22 protein-coding genes are annotated in these 22,710 nt (G+C 66.6%); 10 read left to right on the top strand and 12 right to left on the bottom strand.

Features of this window, described 5'->3' with window-relative positions; all coding sequences use genetic code 11:
* Positions 1-13: 13 nt before the first annotated feature.
* Positions 14-1,774, bottom strand: a complete 1,761-nt coding sequence (locus tag ACQR10_RS28105) for an ABC transporter ATP-binding protein/permease (protein WP_316179489.1) — start codon at positions 1,772-1,774, stop codon at positions 14-16.
* Positions 1,775-2,093: 319 nt separating this feature from the next.
* Here ACQR10_RS28105 and ACQR10_RS28100 point away from each other — a divergent pair, with 319 nt between their 5' ends.
* Positions 2,094-3,758: an L-lactate permease gene (locus ACQR10_RS28100; protein WP_316217137.1), complete on the top strand. Its 1,665-nt coding sequence runs from the start codon at positions 2,094-2,096 to the stop codon at positions 3,756-3,758.
* A gap of 149 nt (positions 3,759-3,907) precedes the next feature.
* Entirely contained in the window at positions 3,908-4,315 is a 408-nt protein-coding gene (locus tag ACQR10_RS28095) for a hypothetical protein (RefSeq protein ID WP_315801900.1), read from the top strand.
* Between the two features lie 287 nt (positions 4,316-4,602).
* Here the strand turns inward: ACQR10_RS28095 and ACQR10_RS28090 are convergent, their stop codons facing one another.
* The 3 genes from ACQR10_RS28090 to groES form a co-directional block, all read right to left on the bottom strand.
* On the bottom strand, positions 4,603-5,793 hold the full coding sequence (locus ACQR10_RS28090) for a hypothetical protein (protein ID WP_315801901.1): 1,191 nt from the start codon (positions 5,791-5,793) through the stop codon (positions 4,603-4,605).
* Between the two features lie 140 nt (positions 5,794-5,933).
* Positions 5,934-7,577 (bottom strand): chaperonin GroEL, encoded by a 1,644-nt coding sequence (gene groL, locus ACQR10_RS28085; RefSeq protein ID WP_315801902.1) that lies wholly within the window; start codon positions 7,575-7,577, stop codon positions 5,934-5,936.
* Between the two features lie 121 nt (positions 7,578-7,698).
* The gene (gene groES, locus ACQR10_RS28080; RefSeq protein ID WP_008961387.1) at positions 7,699-7,995 is read right to left on the bottom strand and encodes a co-chaperone GroES; all 297 of its coding nucleotides are present in this window, start codon (positions 7,993-7,995) and stop codon (positions 7,699-7,701) included.
* Positions 7,996-8,326: 331 nt separating this feature from the next.
* On the opposite strand from groES, the gene ACQR10_RS28075 reads away from it, so the two are divergent.
* On the top strand, positions 8,327-8,833 hold the full coding sequence (locus ACQR10_RS28075; RefSeq protein ID WP_316217136.1) for a hypothetical protein: 507 nt from the start codon (positions 8,327-8,329) through the stop codon (positions 8,831-8,833).
* A 115-nt stretch (positions 8,834-8,948) separates the two neighbouring features.
* Here the strand turns inward: ACQR10_RS28075 and ACQR10_RS28070 are convergent, their stop codons facing one another.
* Positions 8,949-9,728, bottom strand: coding sequence for a protein phosphatase CheZ (locus tag ACQR10_RS28070; RefSeq protein ID WP_316217135.1), 780 nt, complete (start codon positions 9,726-9,728; stop codon positions 8,949-8,951).
* 307 nt (positions 9,729-10,035) lie between these two features.
* Here ACQR10_RS28070 and ACQR10_RS28065 point away from each other — a divergent pair, with 307 nt between their 5' ends.
* Positions 10,036-10,827: a L,D-transpeptidase gene (locus tag ACQR10_RS28065; protein WP_315801905.1), complete on the top strand. Its 792-nt coding sequence runs from the start codon at positions 10,036-10,038 to the stop codon at positions 10,825-10,827.
* Positions 10,828-10,915: 88 nt separating this feature from the next.
* Here the strand turns inward: ACQR10_RS28065 and ACQR10_RS28060 are convergent, their stop codons facing one another.
* The 6 genes from ACQR10_RS28060 to ACQR10_RS28035 all read right to left on the bottom strand — a co-directional run bounded on the left by ACQR10_RS28060 (position 10,916) and on the right by ACQR10_RS28035 (position 16,894).
* Positions 10,916-11,719 carry a DUF2076 domain-containing protein gene (locus ACQR10_RS28060; protein WP_316217134.1) on the bottom strand — a complete coding sequence of 268 codons (804 nt, stop codon included), beginning with the start codon at positions 11,717-11,719 and terminating at the stop codon, positions 10,916-10,918.
* A gap of 214 nt (positions 11,720-11,933) precedes the next feature.
* Positions 11,934-12,776: a ChbG/HpnK family deacetylase gene (locus ACQR10_RS28055; protein WP_316217133.1), complete on the bottom strand. Its 843-nt coding sequence runs from the start codon at positions 12,774-12,776 to the stop codon at positions 11,934-11,936.
* A complete protein-coding gene (locus tag ACQR10_RS28050; RefSeq protein WP_315801908.1) occupies positions 12,773-13,816 on the bottom strand; it encodes a glycosyltransferase family 2 protein in 1,044 nt (347 codons plus the stop codon). Before ACQR10_RS28050 ends, ACQR10_RS28055 begins: the two co-directional genes overlap by 4 nt.
* A 70-nt stretch (positions 13,817-13,886) precedes the next feature.
* Positions 13,887-14,864 (bottom strand): ATP phosphoribosyltransferase, encoded by a 978-nt coding sequence (gene hisG / locus ACQR10_RS28045; protein ID WP_315801909.1) that lies wholly within the window; start codon positions 14,862-14,864, stop codon positions 13,887-13,889.
* Entirely contained in the window at positions 14,861-16,021 is a 1,161-nt protein-coding gene (locus tag ACQR10_RS28040) for an ATP phosphoribosyltransferase regulatory subunit (protein WP_316179474.1), read from the bottom strand. The genes hisG and ACQR10_RS28040 overlap by 4 nt, the downstream gene beginning before the upstream one ends.
* A 120-nt stretch (positions 16,022-16,141) precedes the next feature.
* Positions 16,142-16,894, bottom strand: coding sequence for a 16S rRNA (uracil(1498)-N(3))-methyltransferase (locus ACQR10_RS28035; RefSeq protein ID WP_316217132.1), 753 nt, complete (start codon positions 16,892-16,894; stop codon positions 16,142-16,144).
* 207 nt (positions 16,895-17,101) lie between these two features.
* Here ACQR10_RS28035 and ACQR10_RS28030 point away from each other — a divergent pair, with 207 nt between their 5' ends.
* From ACQR10_RS28030 to ubiA, 3 genes are all read left to right on the top strand, one after another.
* On the top strand, positions 17,102-17,536 hold the full coding sequence (locus ACQR10_RS28030) for a hypothetical protein (protein WP_316217131.1): 435 nt from the start codon (positions 17,102-17,104) through the stop codon (positions 17,534-17,536).
* A gap of 267 nt (positions 17,537-17,803) precedes the next feature.
* Positions 17,804-18,478, top strand: a complete 675-nt coding sequence (locus ACQR10_RS28025; protein WP_409997909.1) for a hypothetical protein — start codon at positions 17,804-17,806, stop codon at positions 18,476-18,478.
* Positions 18,475-19,407: a 4-hydroxybenzoate octaprenyltransferase gene (gene ubiA / locus ACQR10_RS28020; protein WP_315801913.1), complete on the top strand. Its 933-nt coding sequence runs from the start codon at positions 18,475-18,477 to the stop codon at positions 19,405-19,407. Before ACQR10_RS28025 ends, ubiA begins: the two co-directional genes overlap by 4 nt.
* Here ubiA and ACQR10_RS28015 read toward each other — a convergent pair whose 3' ends face one another.
* A complete protein-coding gene (locus tag ACQR10_RS28015) occupies positions 19,408-19,932 on the bottom strand; it encodes a DUF6101 family protein (RefSeq protein WP_315801914.1) in 525 nt (174 codons plus the stop codon).
* Between the two features lie 281 nt (positions 19,933-20,213).
* Here ACQR10_RS28015 and ACQR10_RS28010 point away from each other — a divergent pair, with 281 nt between their 5' ends.
* Genes ACQR10_RS28010 through ACQR10_RS28000 form a run of 3 tightly spaced genes read left to right on the top strand, consistent with a single transcriptional unit; the run spans position 20,214 to position 22,705 of the window.
* Positions 20,214-21,602, top strand: a complete 1,389-nt coding sequence (locus tag ACQR10_RS28010; RefSeq protein ID WP_409997907.1) for a TldD/PmbA family protein — start codon at positions 20,214-20,216, stop codon at positions 21,600-21,602.
* A gap of 58 nt (positions 21,603-21,660) precedes the next feature.
* Positions 21,661-22,407: a 3'(2'),5'-bisphosphate nucleotidase CysQ gene (locus ACQR10_RS28005; RefSeq protein WP_315802166.1), complete on the top strand. Its 747-nt coding sequence runs from the start codon at positions 21,661-21,663 to the stop codon at positions 22,405-22,407.
* Positions 22,408-22,465: 58 nt separating this feature from the next.
* Positions 22,466-22,705: a DUF4170 domain-containing protein gene (locus tag ACQR10_RS28000; protein ID WP_009031572.1), complete on the top strand. Its 240-nt coding sequence runs from the start codon at positions 22,466-22,468 to the stop codon at positions 22,703-22,705.
* The last annotated feature ends 5 nt before the right edge of the window (positions 22,706-22,710 follow it).

Raw genomic sequence — 22,710 nt, 5'->3', positions numbered from 1 at the left:
CGGCGCGCGCGCCTCAGCTGCCTCCACCCGCGGTCGCGTCGGCCGCCTGTCCGGCTTGCCGCAGCGAGAACCGGTCGCCGTCGCGAATCAGCTCGACCTTGCGGTCGTGGAAATCGTGCAGGGTCGAGCGGTGGCCGATCGAGACGACGGTGGTCTGCGGCAGCCGCTCGGCGATGACCCGATAGAGCCGGGCTTCGCTCGGCTCGTCCAATGAGGCCGTGGCCTCGTCGAGGAACAGATATTGCGGCGCATGCAGCAGCGCGCGGGCGATGCCGAGCCGCTGCTGCTCGCCGAGCGACAGCATCCGGTTCCAGTGCTGGTCCTCGTCCAGCCGGTCCGCCAGTTGCGGCAGGCCGACGGCCACCAGCGTCTCCTTGACCTGCTCGGCACTGAACGCATCGGCTGCCGCGGGATAGACGATCGCTGCCTTGAGCGCGCCGATCGGGAAGTAGGGCCGCTGCGGCAGCATCATCAGCTTGGCATGCGCGGGCACGCTGATCGCGCCGCTGCCGAACGGCCAGATCCCGGCGATGGCGCGGAACAGCGTCGACTTGCCGGCGCCGGACGGCCCGGTGAGCAGCGTGCGTTCGCTGCTCTCGAGGCTGAAGCCGTCGGCCGCGATCAGCGGCAGGCCGTTCGGCAGCTTCAGCAGCAACTGGGCGAGCTCGATGCTGTCGCCGGCATGGCTGGCGACATCGATCGTCTGCGGCTCGGCCGAGAGCTTGGCGGCGCTCTCGATGGACATGTCGAAGCCGTCGAGGCGGGCGACGGTCGAGCGCCAGTCGGCGAGCGTCCGATAGGTCGTCACGAAGAACGACAGCGCACCCTGCACGGTCGAGAAGGCGGACGCCGTCTGCATGATGCCGCCCATCTGGATCGACTTGGCGAAGTAGGCAGGCGCAACCAGCACATAGGGAAAGATCACGGCCGCCTGCGAATAGCCCGCCGTGAAGGCCGTCAGCCGCTTGGTCCGGCTCATGATCTGGTACCAGTTCTGGACGACCCGGCCGAAGCGGGTGCCGAGCTGACCTTGCTCGGCGCCTTCGCCGCGCAGCAGCGCGATCTGCTCGGAGCTTTCGCGCACCCGCACCAGGTTGAAGCGGAAGTCGGCCTCGTAGCGCTGCTGCTCGAAGTTGAGATTGACGAGCGGCGATCCGATCCAATGCGTCAGGAGGGTCCCGAAGATCGCATAGATCAGCGCGATCCAGACCAGGTAGCCGGGGATCGCGATGTTGGTGCCGAACAGCTGCAGCGGGGCATCGGTCGACAGCCCCCAGAGCACCACCATGAACGATGCGAGCGAGACGACCGAGCTGAGCAGGCCGATGGTGATGTTCAGTGTCTTGTCGACGAACAGCTGCACGTCGTCGGCAATGCGCTGGTCCGGGTTGTCGGCGATGTCGCCCTTGAGCTGCATGCGATAGTGCGTGGCGTTGTCCAGCCAGCGGCGCAGATAGACGTCGGTCATCCACCGCCGCCAGCGGATCTGCAGCCATTGATTGAGATAGAGCTGGTAGACGGCCAGGATGATGAAGATGGTCGCCAGTACGGCGAACACGCCGATTTCCCAGATGAAGCTGTTCCAATCATACTGCTGCAGCGCGTTGAAGAACCTGTTCTGCCACTGGTTCACCAGCACCTGGATCGCAACCAGCGACAGTTCGATCGCAATGACGGCGGCGAGAAGGATGCGGCCGGCGACCTTGTCCTCGGAGCGGAAGTAGGGAATGGCGATCCGCCAGACGGTGGCGACGGTCGAGCGCAGATTGTTCACAGACGGGCTGCTCCTGAGAAAAGGTCTTAACAGGCTGACGAAAAACGAGAAAATCGCTGGTGTCGCCACCTGCCTAGACTAAAGTCGTAATCTGGCGGGGGGCCGCCGGCTTGTCGGTCGCGTGTGACAAACCGTAGCATGGGGCAGGGGAGAGGGACTGCGACCGCCGCCAGATTTCGCGAGAATTTGAGCAGAGTTGGGCGTTGCCGGTTTTGTGATCGCCTTTCCGACCTTTGCCAGGCTTGGGGGCCTGGCGAGCAGACCTGATCCGTCCCGCCGGACGGGGTCCAATGACAAGAACGTGGGGGGAGAAGTCACGATGTGGAATCAAATCTACGACCCGTTGGGGAGCCCGGCGCTGTCGACGCTGGCCGCCGCCGTCCCGGTAGTGACGCTGCTGGTGCTGATCGCCAGTGGCAAGGTCAAGGCACACATCGCGGCGATCATCGCCGTGATCCTGACCAACCTGATCACGATCTTCGTGTTCACGATGCCCGCCAACATGTCGCTGCGCGCGACGTTTCTGGGCGTCATCACCGGGTTCTTTCCGATCGGCTGGATCGTCCTGAACGTCATCTTCCTCTATCAGGTCACGGTCTCCACTGGACGGTTCGAGCTTCTGAAGCGCGCCATCGGCGGCGTCACGGAAGATCGGCGCCTGCAACTGCTGCTGGTCGCCTTCTCGTTCGGCGCGTTCTTCGAGGGCGCATCCGGCTTCGGAACCCCGGTGGCGATCACCGGTGCCGTGCTGATCGGCCTCGGCTTCTCGCCGCTCGCGGCCTCCGGCCTGTCGCTGATCGCCAACACCGCCCCGGTCGCCTATGGCGCGCTGGGCACGCCGATCCAGGGCCTCGCCTCGGTCACCGGTCTCGACCCCTACATTCTCGGCGCCATGGTCGGCCGGCAGCTGCCGGTGTTCTCGCTGATCGTGCCGTTCTGGGTGATCTGGGCGTTCGCGGGCTGGAAGGGCATGAAGGACGTGTGGCCGGCGATCCTGGTCACCGCCGTCTCGTTCGCGGTGCCGCAATTCCTGATCTCGAACTACGTCAACCCGTGGATCGTCGACATCGGCGCCTCGCTGATCTCGATGGGCGCGCTGATCCTGTTCCTGAAGGTCTGGCAGCCGAGGCAGCTGTGGCTGTCGCCGGCGTTGCGCGGGCGTGACGAATCGGCCGCCACGATGACGGCGGCGAAGCCGCTGGACCGCACGCCGCTGACGCAAGCCGAGCTCTGGGGCGCGCTGCTGCCCTGGATCATCGTCTGCATCATCATGCTGATCTGGGGCAACGGCGCCTTCAAGGCCTGGGCGAACTCGATCTTCACCTGGAACTATCCGGTGCCCGAGCTCGACAAGCTGATCAACAAGATGCCGCCGGTGGCTGCGAAGCCGACGCCGGAAGGCGCGGTGTTCTCGTTCACCTACTTGACCTTCACCGGCACCGGCATGCTGATCGCCGCGATCATCTCCGGCTTCCTGATGGGTGTCGGACCGGGCAAGCTGATCGCGGAATATGGCCGCACCATCCGTCTCTGCGCGATCTCGCTGATCACGATCTCGGCGATGCTGGCGATCGGCACGCTGACCCGGCTGTCCGGCGTCGATGCCACGCTCGGTCTGGCCTTCGCCGCGACAGGCGTGCTCTATCCGTTCTTCGGCACCTTGCTCGGCTGGTTGGGCGTGGCGCTGACGGGATCGGATACGGCCTCGAACGTGCTGTTCGGAAACCTGCAGAAGATCACCTCCGAGCAGCTCGGCCTGTCCCCTGTCCTGATGGCAGCCGCCAACTCCTCCGGTGGTGTCATGGGCAAGATGATCGATGCGCAGTCGATCGTCGTCGCCTCGACCGCCACCAACTGGTACGGCCACGAGAGCTCGATCCTGCGCTACGTCTTCCTGCATTCGATCGTGCTGGCCTGTCTTGTCGGCCTGTTCGTCACCTTGCAGGCCTATGTCTATCCGTTCACGGCGATGGTGCTGAAGTAGCAACACCGTCTGCGACAAAAGCCCCGCGCCGCAGCTGCGGCGCGGGGCTTGCTATGTTTGGAACACATTTGTGCGGGAGCCGTGCTGGCGGTGGTCACGGCCATCGCCTGGAAGGCGAGCCCTGCGCGTGACTGGTGTGAAGGGGAACGATGCAAGTGTTGAAGCGTGGCTGCGCCGTGGCGACGGTGGCGTTGTCGATGTCGGGGCTGGCGCTCGCCGCCGCCTCGGCGGAGGAATTTCCCTTCGGCATGGAGATGACGCTCGATGCGCTGCCGCAGCCCGGCTCGAAGCGGGTGCCGGATCTCGACATCGGCGATAACGGTGACACCGTGCTGGAGCTGTGGTGCAAGGGCGGCAAGGGCCAGTTCTCAGTTGCCGGCAACACCATTGTGTTCATCGCCAGCAAGATCGAGGACCGCAACTGCCCGGCGGCGCGCGCCCAGGCCGACGACGAACTGATCGCGGCGCTGAGCGCGGCGACCAACTGGAAGCGTCAGGGCGACCTGATCATCTTCATCGGGCCGAAGACGCTGCGCTTCCGACTCAATACGAACTGAGGCAGGGCGGTCGCCTATGAAGATGAAAAGCTGCTGAGACCAGCAACCCTGCTGGTCAGTTACTCCGTCATGCCCGGGCTCGTCCCGCCTGCGCGGCCGAAGCCGCTTCGGCGCGGCGAAGGCCCGGGCATCCACGTCCGTCCCAGATGCCGATCGGCGTGGATGGCCGGGACAAGCCCGGCCATGACGACCTGGAGAGAGACGTGAGCGCACAACGGGTTGCCATATGCGCCGTGCCAATTGAAGAAAGGGGGCGCGCATCGGTCGACTGCGCGCCCGCCGCTCTTTCACTTCCAGACCGAGTTGTCCGCGTCCCAGCGCTTGGCCTTGAAGGCCTTCGCCAGCTCGTCGATAGCGCCGCCATCGTCACGGGTGTCGCCCTCCTCGTCGCCGGATGATTCGTCCGACAGGATCAGCTTGGCGGCGGAGCTCTCGTCGATCGTCGTCGTGGTCGGGCTGCTGATCCACAGCATCAGCGCGTCCGCGCCGCCCGGCTTGTCCGCCGAGACGAGGCCGGTGACCTCGATGACGTCGGTGAGCTCCAGGGCCGGCATCAGCTGGCTCGGCCGCTTCAACGTCAGCTTCAGCTTGCCGCTGACCGGATTCCACGCCGCGCTCGTCGGCTTGGCATTGTAGGTCCTGGCCAGGACGTCGGAGATCGCGCCAGCCAGCTTGTCCTTGTTGATCTTGTCGCCGTCGCGCCAGTCGGCGGCCGCGAAGCGGATGGTGCGGTCCATCTCGACGGTGCCGGCGGTCCAGCCGGCCGTCACCACGCCGTTCATGGCCCGCGCCTTCGCGATCAACGCGCCGGCGCGGTCGGGGTCGACCGTCATGCTGATGGTCTGCTCGCCCGCGCGCAAGGCATCGCAGCTCACGATCAGGCTCGACAGCGAAACTTCGACGTTCTCGCCCTTCAGGCTCTTGAGGAAGTCGGTCATGGCGTCGAGCTTGAGCCGGACCGAGACCGCCTCGGGCGACACGTCGGTGAAGTCCTTCGGCTGGGCGCTGATGCCGTCGTCGCTCGACTGGCTCTCCTGGAACTCCTTCTCGCTGACGTCGGAGTTGTCGGTCGACGCCACCTCGGTGACGCTCTTGCCGATCGTGATCTGGCCGCGGAACTCGAACGTGTCGCCGGTCGGCTTGCGGTTCAGCTTCACCGTGACCGGCTCCTTGGCGCCGTTGCTCTGGGTCGCGCCGGTCAAGGTCTGGCCGTTGACCGTGAGGCTGACCACGAAGCGGTCCTTGCGATCCGAATTCTTTGCGACGGGATAGCAGACGTCGAGCGTTGCGGCGGTGACGGTCTTGCCCTGGCGCGTCTCCTTCAGGATCACGTCGGCATTGCCGTCCATCAGACCGTCGATCGCGGTGAAATACCGCGTCTCGTTGGCGGGGGCCTTGGTCCCGCTCTTGCTCTGGGCCCAACCGAGTTCCGGCGCGGCCGCTACAATCACGGCCAGCGCAAGCAAAATCGCGCGCATCTGAAAATCCTTGTGGGGGCAGAATCGGCCTTAAGCTGTAGCGCCGATTTGCGGTCGCTGCACCCCCGGCGCGGACACTCGGCCAAAAAGAAGGCCGCCCGGAGGCGGCCTTCCTGAATGTGAGATGTCGAAAACAGGGCTCAGAAGCCCATGCCGCCCATGCCACCCATGCCGCCGCCGGCCGGCATCGCGGGAGCCGCATCCTTCGGCAGCTCGGCGACCATGGCCTCGGTGGTGACCAGGAGACCGGCGACCGACGAGGCGTCCTGCAGCGCGGTGCGGACCACCTTGGCCGGGTCGATGATGCCCTTGGCAACCATATCGACATAGTCCTCGGTCTGCGCGTCGAAGCCGAAGGTCTCGGACTTCTCGTCCAGGATCTTGCCGACCACGATCGAGCCTTCGACGCCGGCGTTCTCGGAGATCTGGCGAATCGGAGCCTCGAGCGCCTTCAGCACGATGTTGATGCCGGCCTGGACGTCCGAGTTGGCGTTAGTGATGCGGCCGACCGCCTTCTTGGCGCGCAGCAGCGCCACGCCGCCGCCGGGGACGATGCCTTCCTGCACCGCAGCGCGGGTCGCGTTGAGGGCGTCCTCGACGCGGTCCTTCTTCTCCTTGACCTCGATCTCGGTCGCGCCGCCGACGCGGATCACCGCGACGCCGCCCGCGAGCTTGGCGAGACGCTCCTGCAGCTTCTCACGGTCGTAGTCCGAGGTGGTCTCCTCGATCTGCGCCTTGATCTGGCCGACGCGTGCCTCGATATCGGCCTTCTTGCCGGCACCGTTGACGATCGTGGTGTTCTCCTTGTCGATCACGACCTTCTTGGCGCGGCCGAGCATCTTCACCGTGACGTTCTCGAGCTTCATGCCGAGATCTTCCGAGATCAGCTGACCGCCGGTCAGGATCGCGATGTCCTCGAGCATGGCCTTGCGGCGGTCACCGAAGCCCGGCGCCTTGACGGCCGCGACCTTGAGGCCGCCGCGCAGGCGGTTGACGACCAGCGTGGCGAGCGCCTCGCCCTCGACGTCCTCGGCGATGATCAGGAGCGGACGGCCCGACTGCACCACGGCTTCGAGCACCGGCAGCATGGCCTGCAGGCCCGACAGCTTCTTCTCGTGCAGCAGCACGTAGACGTCGTCGAGCTCGGCGGTCATCTTCTCGGCATTGGTGACGAAGTAGGGCGAGAGATAGCCGCGGTCGAACTTCATGCCTTCGACGATGTCCACCTCGGTGTCGAGCGACTTGTTCTCCTCGACCGTGATGACGCCCTCGTTGCCGACCTTCTGCATCGCCTGGGCGATCATCTTGCCGATCGCGGCGTCGCCATTGGCGGAGATGGTGCCGACCTGGGCGACCTCGGAGGACGCAGCGACCGGCTTGGCGCGCTTCTCGATGTCCTTGATCACGGCGGCCACCGCGATGTCGATGCCGCGCTTGAGGTCCATCGGGTTCATGCCGGCGGCAACGGCCTTGGCGCCCTCGCGCACGATGGCCTGGGCCAGCACGGTCGCGGTGGTGGTGCCGTCACCGGCGGTGTCGTTGGTCTTGGAGGCGACCTCGCGCAGCATCTGCGCGCCCATGTTCTCGAACTTGTCCTCCAGCTCGATCTCCTTGGCGACGGTGACGCCGTCCTTGGTGATGCGCGGAGCGCCGAAGCTCTTCTCGATGACGACATTGCGGCCCTTCGGGCCGAGCGTCACCTTGACGGCGTTGGCGAGAATGTCGACGCCGCGCAGCATGCGGTCGCGTGCGTCGCCGGCGAATTTGACGTCCTTGGCTGCCATTTCAAAATTCTCCTGGAGTAGACCTCGACGGCGAGGGGCGTGATCGCCCGTCTGTCGCTGGAACGAGGTTGCAGAGCATTTTCGCCCGGGGCGGCTGATCGCCGCCCCCGACAGGTCGGGATCAGGCGACGACGCCCATGATGTCGGACTCCTTCATGATCAGGAGCTCCTCGCCGTCCAGCTTGACCTCGGTGCCGGACCACTTGCCGAACAGCACGCGGTCGCCGACCTTGACGTCGATCGGGATCAGCTTGCCGCTCTCGTCGCGGCCGCCGGGGCCGACGGCGACGACTTCGCCCTGCGAGGGCTTTTCCTTGGCGCTGTCGGGAATGATGATGCCGCCCTTGGTCTTCTCTTCGGCGTCGATGCGCTTAACCACGACGCGGTCGTGCAGGGGACGAAACTTCGATTTGGCCATGACGGATCCCTTTTGGGGTGCTTGGATAAGTGTTGCTGTCGGAGGAAATCTGAATGCGACCACATTTGACGCCCACTTGGCGCCAACTGGCTCGCAGCCTTAGCAATCGCGCCCTCCGAGTGCTAAAGACCGCTCGGGGAAATATGGCTTGCGGCTGTTCCTGTCAAGCAACGGCCAGCCGTTAAGCCGTTCTTGAGGCTGTTAGGGGGATGTTGTCCGGGGCCAGACATGTTAGTGGAGCGGCGTCGTCATCCGACGTCATTGCTCTGACGAGCGTTTTGCGCTTGGTTGCCGGACGGGGCAGCCACGATTCTGTTCCTAAGGGGATGCCATGACGAGTTCACGGTGCGCGCGGCCGGTTGCCAATCTCGCGATCGCGTCGGCGCTCACGATGCTTCTGGGAGCGTGCACGGGCTTCAGCCTGTCGCCGTCGCCCCCCATGCAGACCGAGGCGCCGGTCGAGCCCGAGGTTCCGGCGACGATCCGCCCCGAGGATCTCGTGGGCAAATGGGGCCTCGCCGCCTACAACAATCCGAATGACCGCGCGCGCACCGAGAAGATGGCTCTGGCGCAGTGCAAACAGCCTTACGTCATCGGGGCAGGCACGTCCGGCGGTGTCGTGATGCATCTGGCCGACCAGGCGACTCCCCAGGAACTGCGCCTGAAGGGGTCGGCCAGCGGCAAGAACTACATCGGCCCGGCCGGACCGCCCGGCGGCGAGCAGGACCGCGAGGTCGTCTCCTTCGACGGCCGTGTGCTGATCACCCGCTTCGTCGACAAGGATGCGGCGACCCGTTACCAGACGATGGTCTACGTCCGCTGCGGGCCGCGCGCCTGAGATCCGGGCGAACGTCCCTGCAAAGGTCGAGAGTCGAACGTAAAACGCCGGCGACAGCGCCGGCGTTCTGTATGGTGACGTTGCCTGGAGCGGTCGCTGGGACTGGCCGACGAGGTCAGTTGAACATCGCGTCGATGTCGTCCTGCGAGGCGTGGCCGACCTCGCCCGCCGCCTTCGGGCCGTTCAGCAGCCGGGCATCGCCCTCGCGGGTGTCGACGATCGGCGGCACATGCGCCTTGATGGCGTCGACGCCGCCCCAGATGTCCATCATCACCACGATGTGGTGCTCGATGAACTTCATCGTGGTCATGACCTTGTTGATGCGCTGGCCGGTCAGGTCCTGGAAGTTGCAGGCCTCGAAGATCGAGACCACGCGCTCCTGGATCTCTTCGCTCAGGATCTTCTGCTGGTCGGCCGAGTCCACCTTGGACAGCGCGCTGGCGGCCTGGTCGATCGCCTCCGCGGCTTCGAGGATCTGCTGCGTCGCCTGCTCGGTGCCGCCGACGACCGCGCCGAGCTCGCCGTTGACCTTGGCCATCTCCTCGCCGTTGAAGCTCTTGGCATGGAGGGTCGCGATCTCGCCCTTGGTGCGGTTGATCGCGTCGTGGATCAGGTCGAGCTCGACCTTGAGCTTTTCGCACTGCTCGATCTGGGCACGATAGGTCTCGAGCAGCGCGCGCGCCTCGGCGACCTCGCGTGCGGCGGACTCTTCGATGGCGGCGTTGGCCGTATTGTTGCCGCCGCTGCGGATCGCATTGGCCATCTGGGAGCGGATCGCGCGGAGCTCGTCCATGATTTCCTTGTGGTTGGGGCCGATCTCGCCGCCAACGAATTCAGGCTCCGGCATATGGCCGACGATTGCTTCTTCGATACGGAAACGCTTGCGAACAGCCATGATAGTATCCCTGACCTTTTGCTCGGATCAGTTCTACGCAGAGGCTATTTAACATCGCGTTCACGCCAGGAACCGCCGTCGCGCGACGCCGGCGTGCATCGTGCGTCAACTATTAACCATGCTCCGCCGGCCTTCACGCAAAATAAACGCTAGCTACCAAAACCGCCAACCGGTGCAGCGATGGTGAATCCCGGCGCCTCCCGCGTTTACCAAAGCGATCGGGTTTTGCTCTTTATTGACGATACGCGGCGGCGTTGCCGCCTCGCGCGACGAACGGTCTCCAGACGAAACAGTACAGAGTACGTCGATGTTCAAATCATTCTCCACAGCGCTGCTGGCCGGCGCATGCGCATTCTATTCAGGTCTTGATCGGGCGGCGGCCCAGGGGTTTCAGCAGCCGACCGTGATCTACAGCGGGCCGCCGCAGCAGTCCGCGCCGGTGCGCACCGCCTATGTCGAACGCTCGCGCATGGGTGGCGGCTTCATCGAATTCCTGTTCGGGGATCCGCAAGGCGGCCGCGGCGCGCCTCCGCCGGGACAGCCGATGTATCAGCAGCAGCCGTCCTATTACGAGCCGCAGCAGCTGGCGCCTGGCATGGTCCCGCAGCAGGGAGTACCGGACGAGGAGGCCTATGAGCAGACGCAGCGGCCGCTCGATCCGAAATACGAGAAACAGATCGTTGACTATGACGGCAAAGAACGGCCGGGTACGATCGTGATCGATACGCCGAACAAGTTCCTCTATCTGGTCCAGGGCGAGGGCAGGGCGCTGCGCTATGGCATCGGCGTCGGCCGGCCCGGCTTCACCTGGTCCGGCGTGAAGACGATCTCGGCCAAGCGTGAATGGCCGGACTGGACGCCGCCGCCGGAAATGCTCGCGCGCCGGCCCGACCTGCCGCGGCACATGGAGGGCGGACCGCAGAACCCGCTCGGCGCACGCGCGATGTATCTCGGCTCGTCGCTGTATCGGATCCACGGCTCGAACGAGCCATGGACAATCGGCACCAACGTCTCGTCAGGCTGTATCCGGATGCGCAACGAGGATGTCATCGACCTCTATGGGCGCGTGAACGTCGGTGCCCGGGTCATCGTGCTCTGACGACCGCCGCTGCACGACATCCGCAACTGAAAAAAGGCCGCCCGTGGGGCGGCCTTTCGCATTCTGCAGTTGCTGCAAACCGCGTGCATCAGGCGTAGTCGCTGCCACCGTCGTCGTCGCCATAGCCGTCATCGGCATCGAAATCGGCCGCGTCGTTGTCATTGCCGCTGTCGTCATAGTTCGCCTGGTCGAACAGGCCGGCGCGGCCGCCGTCGCCGCCCGAGCGGCCGATGTCGTCGAGACCGGCGTCGTGCGCCAGCGAGCCGCCGGACTGGTCGCCGCTCCACGGGCTGGCACCACCGCCGCGCTCCTCGATGATCGTGGTGTCACCGAACGCCTGATGCTGTCCGCCGCCCATCATCGAGCGGATGCCGCCGAGCAGCAGCGAGCCGCCGACCATGCCGGCCGCAGCGGCGGCCGCGGTGCCGAGGAACGAGCCGCCTCCACCGCCGAACATGCCGCCGCGCGGCTGGCCGAAGCCGCCCTGATCGTAAGGGCCTTGCTGACCGGGATAGCCGGGCTGGCCCTGGTAGCCCGGGGGCATCGCCTGGCCGCTGTTCCAGACCGGCCGGCTTGGCGACGGCGGCGGCACGTTGGGGACCGAACCGCGGCTGCTCGCGCCGAAGATGCTGTCGCGCATCGAATCGAGGAAGCCGCCCGACGGGGCCTGCTGCGGGGCCTGGGCGTGCTGCAGCTCCTCGATGCGGGCATTGGCGCGCTTCAAGGCTTCGTCCTGCACCAGTACCGTCTGCACCAGCGCGTAGACGGCATTGGGAGCCCGCTGCAGCGCCTGGGCGATGGCGGCGGCGGCCTCCGGATCACGCGGAGCACTCTCCAACTTGGCAAGCCGGTCGAACAGATCGTCGATGAGTTGGCGTTCTTGCGGTGTCATGTCGTTCTCCTGCCGCTTGCCTTGTTCCGGCGAAGCGCGGCCAAGATTTAGGGGGACTTTGTGGCCCGGCCAGCCGGGGCGCGGATTAAATTTCGGTATGCGACACAGCGTCTCTCGGGCTTGCGCAGCGCTTCGGACCTCCATGCTGCCTTCGGCTCAGGAGGAGGAACGCTGCCGAGCGGCTTTTTGTTCGTCGCAGGCCCGCAAGATCCGTTCAGGCCAGCGTCATCCGGCGGCGGTCGAGCAGCGCTGGAAAATGCTCGCCGGCGAGATAGGCGTGCTCGTGCTCGCGCTGGACGGTCAAAGGATCGAGCTCGATCAGGACGTCGTCGACGAAGCCGGGATGGCACATCACCAGCCCGTCCTCCGGCAGCTCGTCCAGAAAGCCGTCCATCAACGTGGCGAAATCCGAGGTCTTGCTGAAATCATAGGCGCCGGCGAAAGCGGGATTGAAAGCGATCTCGGCCCGCTTGGCATGACGGCGGAATTGCGCGCTCAGGACGTCCAGCAGCAGCGCCTTCGGTGCCGTCAGCCGCTGCATCAGCGGCACGTTCCGCCCGCCCTGACGCACCCAGGCCGCTGGCGCGGCTTCCTTGACCGCGGCGAGGAAGCCCTCGCGCACCTGCGGATAGAGCTGGGCATGCTGATGGCCGTCGACGAAATCCGGGGCGCGGCCGAACAGCTCGCCGAACGCCGCAAGCTGGACCAGCACCTCGGCGCGGATCAGCTCGGGATCGAGCCGGCGGGACATTCCGGCGCGCAGCAGCTTGGGAAAGGGCAGGAACATGCCGCCTTCCGACGGGCGGAAGTGCATGGTGAGGGGGCGGAACGGCGCGGTCAGCGTGACGTGCAGGCCGATGGCGCAACGCGGGCTGTCGGACGCGACCCTGGTCAGCTCCGCAACCTCGTCGCGCCCGATCGCGGCGCCCACCGTCATCACCGAGGTGGCGTTCAGCCGGCCGCGCGCGATCAGGTCCCGGATGGCGCTGTTGACCCCGGGGCTGATGCCATAGTCGTCGGCGCACAGCCAGATGCGCCGGTGCGGCGTCGCGCTCATTCGGCGGCGTTCCTCTCGGCGCCGTCGCTCCGTGCATCGAGCGCTGCACGCTTCTCGCTGTGCTCGGCGACGAAGTAGATCGGACGCGCCTTCAGCTCGGACAGGATCTTGCCGATATACTCGCCCATGATGCCGATCATGATCAGTTGCACGCCGCCGATCGTCATCAGGCCGACCATCAGCGAGGGATAGCCCGGCACCGATTTGCCGCTGACGACGGTCTCCCAGAGGATGGAGAGCCCGAACAGGAAGGCCGCAGAGGCCAGCAGGATTCCGAGCAGGCTGGCGAAGCGCAGCGGGGCGACCGAGAACGAGGTCAGCCCTTCAATCGACAGGCCGAGCAGGCTCGTCAGGTTGAAGGTCGTCACGCCGTGGGCGCGCGCCGCGGGCTCATAGTCGACGCGGATTTGGCGGAAGCCGATCCAGCTCGCGAGGCCCTTGAAGAAGCGGTTGCGTTCAGGGAGCTGCCGCAGCGCGGCCACCGCGCGCGGCGACAGCAGGCGGAAGTCGCCGGCATCCTCCGGAATCTTCTGCCGCGCCCCCCAGTTGATGAGCGCGTAGAAGCCGTGAACGGCGACCCGGCGCAGGAACGGCTCGTTGTCGCGATGCGCCTTGGCGGTATAGACGACGTCGTAGCCGTCCTTGATCCAGTGCGTGACGAGTTGCTCGATCAGGGCCGGCGGATGCTGGCCGTCGCCGTCCATGAACATCACCGCGCCGCGCCGGGCATGATCGAGGCCGGCCATCAGCGCGGCCTCCTTGCCGAAATTGCGCGACAGCGACACGACCTGCACATCGAGCGCATCGGCCTGCAGCGTGCGGGCAATCGCGAGCGTGTTGTCGCGGCTGCCATCGTCGACATAGACGAGCTCACAGGCGAGACCGAAGCGCTGACGCAGGGTGCGTGCAAGATTGTTCAGCCGCTCGTGCAGCGCCGTCAGTCCCGCGCCCTCGTTATAGACGGGGATAACGATCGACAGTCCCTGCGACGCGGCGTCGGCCGCGGTCGTGGTCAGGTCGGACACGTCAGTTCCCAGCATCGCTCAGAGTCCTCGTTCTCCTACCAACATATGGTAGTCGCGCTCACCTGTCGCTACGATGAACGGCGATTTATGATCGCAGGAAGGCCTCGAGGCGGGCAAACAGCGGATTCTCGCGGTCGAGCACGTAGTCCAGCGAGGCGACCGAGACGGTCTCGGCGCCATGTGCGCGCAGAAAGCTGCCGAGCGCGTAGATCTGCGCCGGCGGGCAGTGCAGGGTCAGCATGCCGGACGAGGTCGGGCCGCCGAACGGCGCCACCACGCCGAAGCGGTTGTGCGCTTCGGTCAGCATTGCTGCGTCGCACCCTTTGAAGCGGGTGCGGACCTCGCGGTATTTGCTGGCGCGGGCGCGGGCATGGATGTGGTCGAGAATGATCCGGGCGCTCTCGCGCGGACCCTCCGACCAGTCGGCGTCGCGCGAGGCGACGAGATTGGCCTGGCTGCGCAGGATCACGCCGTCGTCGAGCACCTTCAGCCCGTTGGCCACCAGCGTCGAGCCGGTGCTGGTGATGTCGACGATCAGCTCGGCGGTGCCGACCGCGGGCGCGCCCTCGGTGGCGCCGGCGCTCTCGACGATGCGGTAATCGACGATGCCGTGGGCCGCGAAGAAGCTGCGCGTCAGGTTGATGTACTTGGTGGCGACGCGCATGCGGCGATTGTGCTGGGCGCGAAAACCGGTGGTGACGTCGTCGAGATCGGCCATGGTGCGGACGTCGATCCAGGCCTGCGGCACCGCGACGACGACGTTGGCGCCGCCGAAGCCGAGCGTGTCGATCAGCAGCACGCGCTTGTCGGCATCGGTGATGCTCTCGCGCACGAGATCCTCGCCGGTGACGCCGAGATGCACGGTCCCGCGCGCCAGTTGCGAGGCGATCTCACTCGCAGAGAGATAGGCGATCTCGACATTGTCGAGACCTGCGATGGTGCCGCGATAGTCGCGCGCGCCGCCGGGCTTGGACAGGTTCAGCCCGGCCCGTCCGAAGAAGGCTTCGGCATTCTCCTGCAGACGTCCCTTGGAGGGAACGGCGAGGACGAGGGGGCCGCTCATGATGCTCTCCCGCGCGCGGCCTTGCCCGCGGCGCTGCTCTGGGCCAGCCGCTCGATCCAGATCGAGAAGCCGACGGCCGGAATCGACGAGGCGGCGCCGAGCTGGCTCAGCAGGCCGTCATAACGGCCGCCGGCGACCAGCGGCTCGTCGCCATTGCCTGGGTGGTGCAGCTCGAACTCGAAGCCGGTGTAGTAGTCGAGGCCGCGGCCGAACGAGGTGGCGAAGCGCACCTTGGCGATGTCGATGCCGCGCTGGGCCATGAAGCCGGCGCGCGCCTCCAGCGCATCGATCGCCGCCGAGATGTCGAGCCTGGCATCGGCGGCGAGGGCGCGAAGCTGCTCGACGGCCTCGGTCGGGCTGCCGCTGATGGCGAGGAAGCGCTTGATACGGTCCAGCGCGTCACGTGGCAGCGCGCCGCTCTTCAGGGTGGACTGCTCGAGGAAGCGGTCGGCGATCTCCGCCACCGTGCGGCCGCCGACGGCGGTGGCGCCGGCAATCGACATCAGGTCGGTGACCAGGGCGAGCGCCGCCTTGCGGTCGGAGCCGGCCAGAGCGGCGAGCACGCCCTCATACTCGTTGCGCGGCGCCACCGAGGCGATCGCCAGCCGCTCGAGGTCCTGCGCCAGGGTGCGCTTGCGGTTGAAGTCCTTGATCAGCCGCCGCCGCCAGACCGGATAGAGGTCGAGCGCGTCGATGAGGGCCGTGAACAGCGCGACGTCGCCGGTGCGGATCTCCACCGCGGCAAGGCCGGCAGTGGCGGTCGCCTCGATCGCCAGCGCCAGCATCTCGGCATCGGCGGCGGGCCGGTCCTGGCGGCCGAACGATTCGATGCCGGCCTGCAGGAACTCGCTCGGGCGGCCCTCGCGGTAACGGAATACTGGACCGAGATAGCTGAAGCCGGCCGGCTGCCCGGCGCGGGCCGAGGCGAGGTAGTCCCGGGCGACGGGAATGGTCAGGTCGGGGCGCAGGCAGAGCTCTTCGCCGGCGGCGTCGCCGGTCAGGTAGAGGCTCTTGCGGATGTCCTCCCCGGACAGGTCCAGGAACGGCTCGGCCGGCTGCAGGATCGCCGGCTCGGCCCGCTGATAGCCGGCCTGGGCGAAGGATTGCAGCAGCGTGTCCGCCCACGCGGCGGGTCCGGTCGGAGCGGGTCCGGTCATGGCGATTCGAGTTCCAAAGTGGATTGGGCGCCCGCTGGGAGCGGCGGCTGCCCCTTAGCATGGCCGTTTGACGGTTTCGACTGCGAATGGCCCCGGCGCGCCACAATTGGCCGGAAGACCTTAACCGCGGGCTCCGGTCCAGTCCCCGAGGGTGGCCTGGATCACGGCGAGGGCGGCAACGCCGGCCGTATCCGCGCGCAGGATGCGCGGACCCAGCGCCAGCCTGAGCACGCGCGGCTGGCGCAGCAGCAGCGTCCGTTCATCCTCGGCAAAACCGCCCTCCGGTCCGATCAGCAGGTCGATGCCGGCCGCAGCCTTGGTTCCGCGCAGCGCCTGCAGCGGATCGGCCAGCTCGGCCGCCTCATCGCAGAACACCAGCAGCCGCTCGGGTCGCCGCTGCGCGAGGAAGCGCTCCAGCGGCACCGGGTCCCTGACCTCGGCGAGGCTGAGGATGCCGCATTGCTCGGCGGCCTCGATCACGTTGGCGCGCATGCGCTCGCCATTCACGCGCGACACCTGGGTGTGCCGGGTGATGACCGGCTCCAGGCGCGCGGCGCCCATCTCGACCGCCTTCTGCACCATGTAGTCCAGCCTCGCGTGCTTGAGCGGCGCGAAGACATAGGCGATGTCCGGCAGGTGATCCTGCGGCCGGCTCTGCTGCTGGATCGTCAGGGCGTCCGCGCGCTTGCGGCCCTCGATCACGGCCCGCCATTCGCCGTCGCGGCCGTTGAAGACCAGCACGTGATCGCCGGCGCCGAGGCGCAGGACGTTGCCGAGATAATTGCCCTGGTTGCGGTCGAGCGCGACCGAGCCGCCCTCCTGCAGGGGGGCGTCGACGAACAGGCGCGGGGCGGTGAAGTCGTATGCGGGCATGGAGCGAAGCGATGGCTATGACGGACGTTGCTTACCGGACCCCGCGCCGGCCGCAAAGCAGGCGGAGCCGTCACGGGGTGTTGTCTCAGGTACTGGCGATGGCGCCTTTCGGCCGTGCTGTCGACAGATTTTACCGCTTCGATCCCGCGGGTCGTCCCTTGGGACGGACATCCGACGATTCCGTGAGCCTCGATGCGGAGAACGGCCTTGATCTTGAGACATTCGACTTCGGCGCTTGCGATCTGGGCGCTTGCCGCGACCATCGCCGTGATGGTCGCTGCGCCGTCCCGGGCCGACGACAAGGCGGTCGCCGCGCCGCCGCAGCGGGCGGCGCCCGCGGTTCAGGGCGGCGCCGGCGTGGCTGGCTTTCGCCCGCCCGAAACCTGTCTGAAGGAGTTCACCCCGCTGCGGGACGAGACCGCGCGCCGGGCCAAGCTGCTCAAGGCGGCGACCGAGCGGCGCTTTGCGCCCGGCGAGGCCTGTCAGCTGGTGCATGACTACGAGCTCGCCCAGACCAAGATGATCGACTACGCCGTCGCGCATGCCTCGCTCTGCGGGATCCCGGCCAAGATCACCGATCAGTTGAAGGCGAATCACGAAAACACCCTGACCGTGATGCGCAAGGTGTGCACGGCGACGTGATCCTTCGCGGCGGGCAGGTCGCCGCCCGCCGCCGACTGGCTATTCCGTTCATCGGGCGTGCAGGGCGCAGACCGAACCCGATGCCCGGGCCTGACGTCCGTGGACGGGATTGCATGCCGGTCTGGAACCCGGCTGCGTCCCTCCGCCGCGGATGTGATCAAATCCGCGGTTGTGCTGGACGGACGAGAATCGTAAAAGCCCCGAATCGGATCGTGCTTTCATCCGGAAGTGTTGAGGATTCTTGGTCTTACCGGAGAACCAGCCTTGATCGTCCGCCAGTCTTTCATGCCGCTCGCCATTGCCGCCCTGGTGCTCTCCACAGGGCAGGTCGTCGCGCAGAGCTCGTTTCCCGCGCCGATGCCCGGCCAGGCCCAGACCAGCAACTCGCCGTTTCCGCCCATCAACGGCGCGGCGCCAATGCGGGCTGCGGCTCCGTCGAGCCCGTTTCCGAGCCCCGGCGGCTCCGCGTTCGGTGGCGGCGGCGGTGGCTTTGCGCCTCCGCCGATGGGGGCTGCGCCGCAGGGCGGTCCGCCCGAAAGCTGCATGAAGGAGTTTCTGCCGCTGCGCGAGGAAGCCGAGCGTCGCGGCAAGCTGATCAAGGCGGCGAGCGACCGCAAGGCCTCGCCCGACGAGGCCTGCAAGCTGATCGCGAATTTCGGCAAGGCCGAAGTCAAGATGATCAAATATGTCGAGGCGCATTCGGCGAGCTGCGGCATTCCCCAGCAGATCGCCGACCAGCTGAAGGCCGGTCACAAGAACACCGACGCGCTGGAAAAGAAGGTCTGTGCCGTGGCGGCGCAGATGCAGTCGGGGGCTGGAAGGCCCGCGGCTCCGAGCCTCAGCGACGTGCTGGGCTCGTCGGCCGCGCTGCCTGAAGCCAACGCGACGAAGAAGGGCGGTTCCGCCTTCGACACCATGACCGGCAACGTCCTCACCCGATGAGCACCACCGCCGTCCGCGTTGCTGACGCGACCGGCAACTGGGTCGACACGCTGGCGCCGGTGTGGAGCCGGCCTTACCTGCGGCTCGCCCGCTTCGATCGCCCGATCGGATCGTGGCTGCTGCTGATGCCGTGCTGGTGGTCGGCCGCCCTCGCGGCCGGGATCGGCGGGAATCTGTCCATGCTGCCGGCGTGGATCGCGCTCTATTTCGTCGGCGCGTTCGTCATGCGCGGCGCCGGCTGCACCTGGAACGACATCACCGACCGCGATCTCGACGCCAAGGTGGAGCGCACCCGTTCGCGCCCGATTCCCGCCGGCCAGGTCGGCGTGAAGCAGGCGCTCGCCTTCCTGGTGGTCCAGGCCCTGATCGGCTTGGCGGTGCTGCTGCAATTCAACCGGTTCGCGATCGCCACCGGCATCGCCTCGCTGCTGATCGTTGCGATCTATCCGTTCATGAAGCGCGTCACCTGGTGGCCGCAGGTCGTGCTGGGTCTCGCCTTCTCGTGGGGAGCGCTGATGGGATTTGCGGTCGCGTTCGGCCGCATCGATGCAACCGCGCTGCTGCTCTACGCCGGGTCGATCGCGTGGGTGATCGCCTATGACACGATCTACGCGCATCAGGACGCCGAGGATGACGCGCTGATCGGCATCAAGTCGACCGCGCGCCTGTTTGCCGAGCGCACGCATCTGGCGCTGGTCATCTTCTACGGTCTGGCCGTCATGCTGATTGGCGCCGCGTTCGCGACGGCCCACGTGCATGTCGCGGCGTGGCTCGGGCTCGCGGGCTTTGCCGCCCATCTCGGCTGGCAGATCCGGCGTCTGGATATCGCCGATCCGGCGCTGTGCCTGCGCATCTTCAAATCGAACCGCGATGCCGGACTGCTGCTGTTCGCCGGACTGCTGGTCGACGCCGTGCTGCGTGCAAGCTGATCAGTTGCGCGCGATGATCTCGCGCTCGCCGCGATGGATCGAGGCGGGATTGAGCTGATAGCCGACACGGCGTCGCATCAGGAAGCGCGGGCGGCGCGAGCGGATCGCGTTGCGGCGGCGGCGGCGCGGCGTGGCCTCGCGGCGCGTGTCCTGCAACTGGGGCAGCGCGAACGTCTCGCTCCACATCGCCCACGCAGCAACGATCTCGGTCTGGTCGTCGCTGACGCAGAGCGGGATGGTCAGGGAAGGGTCGCGGTGGACGAGCACCAGCATCACCTGCGTGGCGTCGATGTCGCGCACGCCGATGCCGAGGAAGTCGCTGACGCGGAGGTTCAGGGCCATGCGCATGCCGCTGACGGCACGACGCAGGACCACGCGCTCCCGGTGCAGTTCGATCTGCCGGATCCCGCCATCGGCACGGGTATCGTGCGCGCTGTACGAGACGGGCAGGGAAAGAGGGTCGAGCCGCAGGACGCGGCCCGACCCAGCGGAATTGCTTCCGCCTGTTGCTGTTTGACGCCTCACGGCTTGGTCTCCCCGCCGGGATTATGCTCCCGGTCGATGCGTGTGACCTTGCCACGCAGATCGCCCGTATCGGCTTAACAAGCCTGGTTAATCAGATCTCACGCATGATCCTCTTACCGTCATGATTGACAAGCGCTTGCCCCGCATGATTGACGAGATCTTGCCGATTTGCCGACAATCCGATGTGCCGTCTGCCGTCCTGCTTGAAGTCGGCGTGAACAGGCCACATTTCGTTTGGATTGAGCCGTCTTCGCCCACCTGACATCGATCGGATCGTGTTCGTGACCTCTTCCCCAGCCTCATCGTCGACCTCCGCCCAATCAGATCTGCTCGACCAGTCCGCCCTGCGAACGCTCGCCGAGCGGCTGGTGGAAGCCGCGAGGAAGGCCGGCGCCGATGCCGCCGACGCCATCGCGGTGCGCGGCATCTCGCTAGGCGTCGAGGTCCGTGACGGCCGTGTCGAGGAATCCGAGCGCTCCGAGGGCGACGATGTCGGCCTGCGCGTGCTGGTCGGCAAGCGCCAGGCCGTGGTGTCGACCAACGATGTCAGCGGCGACGGTGTCGCGCGGCTGGCCGAGCGGGCGGTGGCGATGGCGCGGGTGGCGCCCGACGATCAATATGTCGGCCTCGCCGATCCCGCGCTGCTGGCGCGCGACATTCCCGAACTCGATCTGCTCGATCCGCAGATTCCCTCGACCGCAGAGCTGGAGCGCCGTGCCCAGGAGGCGGAGGCCGCCGCGCTCGGCGTGAAGGGCGTGACGAAGTCCGGTGGTGCGTCCGCCTCGACCGGCATCGGCGGCATGGTGCTGGTCACGAGCGACGGTTTTCACGGCGCCTATCTGCGCTCGAGCCAGAGCATCTCGACGACCGCCATTTCCGGTGAGGGCACCGGAATGGAGCGCGACTACGACTACACGGCGGCTCCGCACGGCGCTGACCTGCTGGCGCCCGCGGCCGTCGGGCGCAGCGCCGGCGAACGCGCGGTGGCGCGCGCCAATCCGCGCAAGGTTGCGACGTGCCAGGTGCCGGTGGTGTTCGATCCCCGCGTGTCCGGCTCGCTGGTCGGACATCTGGTCGGCGCCATCAATGGTGCCTCGATCGCGCGCAAGACCAGCTTCCTCAAGGACAAGCTCGGCGCGCAGCTGTTCGCCAAGGGCATCCGCATCATCGATGATCCGCTGCGCAAGCGGGGCTTGCGGTCGCAGCCGTTCGACGCCGAGGGCGTGAAGGTGAAGCAGACCGCGCTGGTCGACGATGGCGTGCTGACGACGTGGCTCCTCGATTCGGGCACCGCGCGCGAGCTCGGCATGGTGACGACCGGGCATGCCCATCGCGGCGTGTCGTCGTCGCCTTCGCCCGGTCCGTTCAATCTGCATCTCGAAGCCGGCGTCGTGACAGCCAAGGAGCTGATCTCGGACATCAAGCAGGGCTTCTACGTCACCGACCTGATCGGCTCGGGCGTCAACGGCGTCACCGGCGACTACAGCCGTGGCGCGTCCGGCTTCTGGATCGAGAATGGCGAGATCGGCTATGCCGTGAGCGAAGTGACGATCGCCGGGCATCTGTTCGAGATCTTCAAGTCGATGACGCCCGCCAGCGATCTGGAATTCCGCTATGGCGTCAATGCGCCGACGGTGCGCATCGAAGGGTTGACGCTTGGCGGACGGTGAGATCGGGAAACCGGACGACACGAGCCTGGCGGCGGACGCCGGGCTCCTCAAAGACGCGGTGCGCGAAGCCGGCGAGCTCGCACGTTCGATGTTCGGAACGGAGCTGCGCAAATGGACCAAGGGGGCGTCGTCGCCCGTTTCCGAAGCCGACATGGCGGTCAATGCGCTGCTCGAACGCAGGCTGCGATCCGCAACGCCGGATTACGGCTGGCTGTCCGAGGAGAGCGCGGATGATCGGGCGAGACTTGGTCGATCGCGGGTCTGGATCGTCGATCCGATCGACGGCACGCGGTCCTATCTCGGCGGCCGCAACGACTGGTGCGTGAGCGTTGCGCTGGTCGAGCACGGTGCGCCGATACTCGCCGCCGTGCATGTCCCGGTCAGCGAGGAGTTCTTCTTCGCCGCGCGCGGTAGCGGCACCACGTTGAACGAACAGCCGGTTCGGGCTGCACCCGGACGCGAGCTCGATTTCTCGCGCGTGGCCGGCCCGAAACCGCTGGTTGAGCGGCTGGCTCCGGACGCGGCGCGGATTGAGCTGCATCCGCGAATCGGCTCGCTGGCGCTGCGCCTTTGCCGTGTCGCGCATGGCGGGCTCGATGCCGCTTTTGCAGGCGGACAAAGCCGCGATTGGGACCTTGCGGCGGCTCATTTGATCGTGCAGGAAGCGGGTGGTAAAATGACCGCGTTGTCCGGCGAGGCGATCCTCTATAATCGTCCGGAAGTGGTGCACGGGGTGCTGGTGGCAGCGGGCCGCGACCGACATGCTGACATCGTCGCTCAGTATCGCAGGTTACCGCCGGACTGACGCCCCTGGATCGCACCCTCCATTTCGCCTGCAAGGCGCTGATTAGGAAACGATACCGATGACAGATAGCGCCTCGCAGCAGCTCCTTCACCTCGTGATCGGCGGCGAGCTCATCAACCTCGACAAGAACGAATTCAAGGATCTCGACAAGGTCGACATCGTCGGTGTCTATCCGAACTACGCGGCGGCCCACGCCGCCTGGCGAGCCAAGGCGCAGATGACGGTCGACAACGCCCATATGCGCTATTTCATCGTTCACCTGCACCGGCTGCTCGATCCCGGTCAGGACGCGAAGTAAGACGC

Source organism: Bradyrhizobium sp. HKCCYLRH2060, from assembly GCF_051168135.1.
Taxonomy (GTDB): domain Bacteria; phylum Pseudomonadota; class Alphaproteobacteria; order Rhizobiales; family Xanthobacteraceae; genus Bradyrhizobium.
The sequence above is the reverse complement of the archived record's forward strand: the minus strand, read 5'-3'. Positions and strand labels throughout refer to the sequence as shown.

Coding starts and splice junctions, on each gene's coding strand:
- ACQR10_RS28100 (WP_316217137.1), top strand. CDS start 2,094: ATGTGGAATCAAATCTACGACCCGTTGGGGAGCCCGGCGCTGTCGACG.
- ACQR10_RS28095 (WP_315801900.1), top strand. CDS start 3,908: ATGCAAGTGTTGAAGCGTGGCTGCGCCGTGGCGACGGTGGCGTTGTCG.
- ACQR10_RS28090 (WP_315801901.1), bottom strand. CDS start 5,793: ATGCGCGCGATTTTGCTTGCGCTGGCCGTGATTGTAGCGGCCGCGCCG.
- groL (WP_315801902.1), bottom strand. CDS start 7,577: ATGGCAGCCAAGGACGTCAAATTCGCCGGCGACGCACGCGACCGCATG.
- groES (WP_008961387.1), bottom strand. CDS start 7,995: ATGGCCAAATCGAAGTTTCGTCCCCTGCACGACCGCGTCGTGGTTAAG.
- ACQR10_RS28075 (WP_316217136.1), top strand. CDS start 8,327: ATGACGAGTTCACGGTGCGCGCGGCCGGTTGCCAATCTCGCGATCGCG.
- ACQR10_RS28070 (WP_316217135.1), bottom strand. CDS start 9,728: ATGGCTGTTCGCAAGCGTTTCCGTATCGAAGAAGCAATCGTCGGCCAT.
- ACQR10_RS28065 (WP_315801905.1), top strand. CDS start 10,036: ATGTTCAAATCATTCTCCACAGCGCTGCTGGCCGGCGCATGCGCATTC.
- ACQR10_RS28060 (WP_316217134.1), bottom strand. CDS start 11,719: ATGACACCGCAAGAACGCCAACTCATCGACGATCTGTTCGACCGGCTT.
- ACQR10_RS28055 (WP_316217133.1), bottom strand. CDS start 12,776: ATGAGCGCGACGCCGCACCGGCGCATCTGGCTGTGCGCCGACGACTAT.
- ACQR10_RS28050 (WP_315801908.1), bottom strand. CDS start 13,816: ATGCTGGGAACTGACGTGTCCGACCTGACCACGACCGCGGCCGACGCC.
- hisG (WP_315801909.1), bottom strand. CDS start 14,864: ATGAGCGGCCCCCTCGTCCTCGCCGTTCCCTCCAAGGGACGTCTGCAG.
- ACQR10_RS28040 (WP_316179474.1), bottom strand. CDS start 16,021: ATGACCGGACCCGCTCCGACCGGACCCGCCGCGTGGGCGGACACGCTG.
- ACQR10_RS28035 (WP_316217132.1), bottom strand. CDS start 16,894: ATGCCCGCATACGACTTCACCGCCCCGCGCCTGTTCGTCGACGCCCCC.
- ubiA (WP_315801913.1), top strand. CDS start 18,475: ATGAGCACCACCGCCGTCCGCGTTGCTGACGCGACCGGCAACTGGGTC.
- ACQR10_RS28000 (WP_009031572.1), top strand. CDS start 22,466: ATGACAGATAGCGCCTCGCAGCAGCTCCTTCACCTCGTGATCGGCGGC.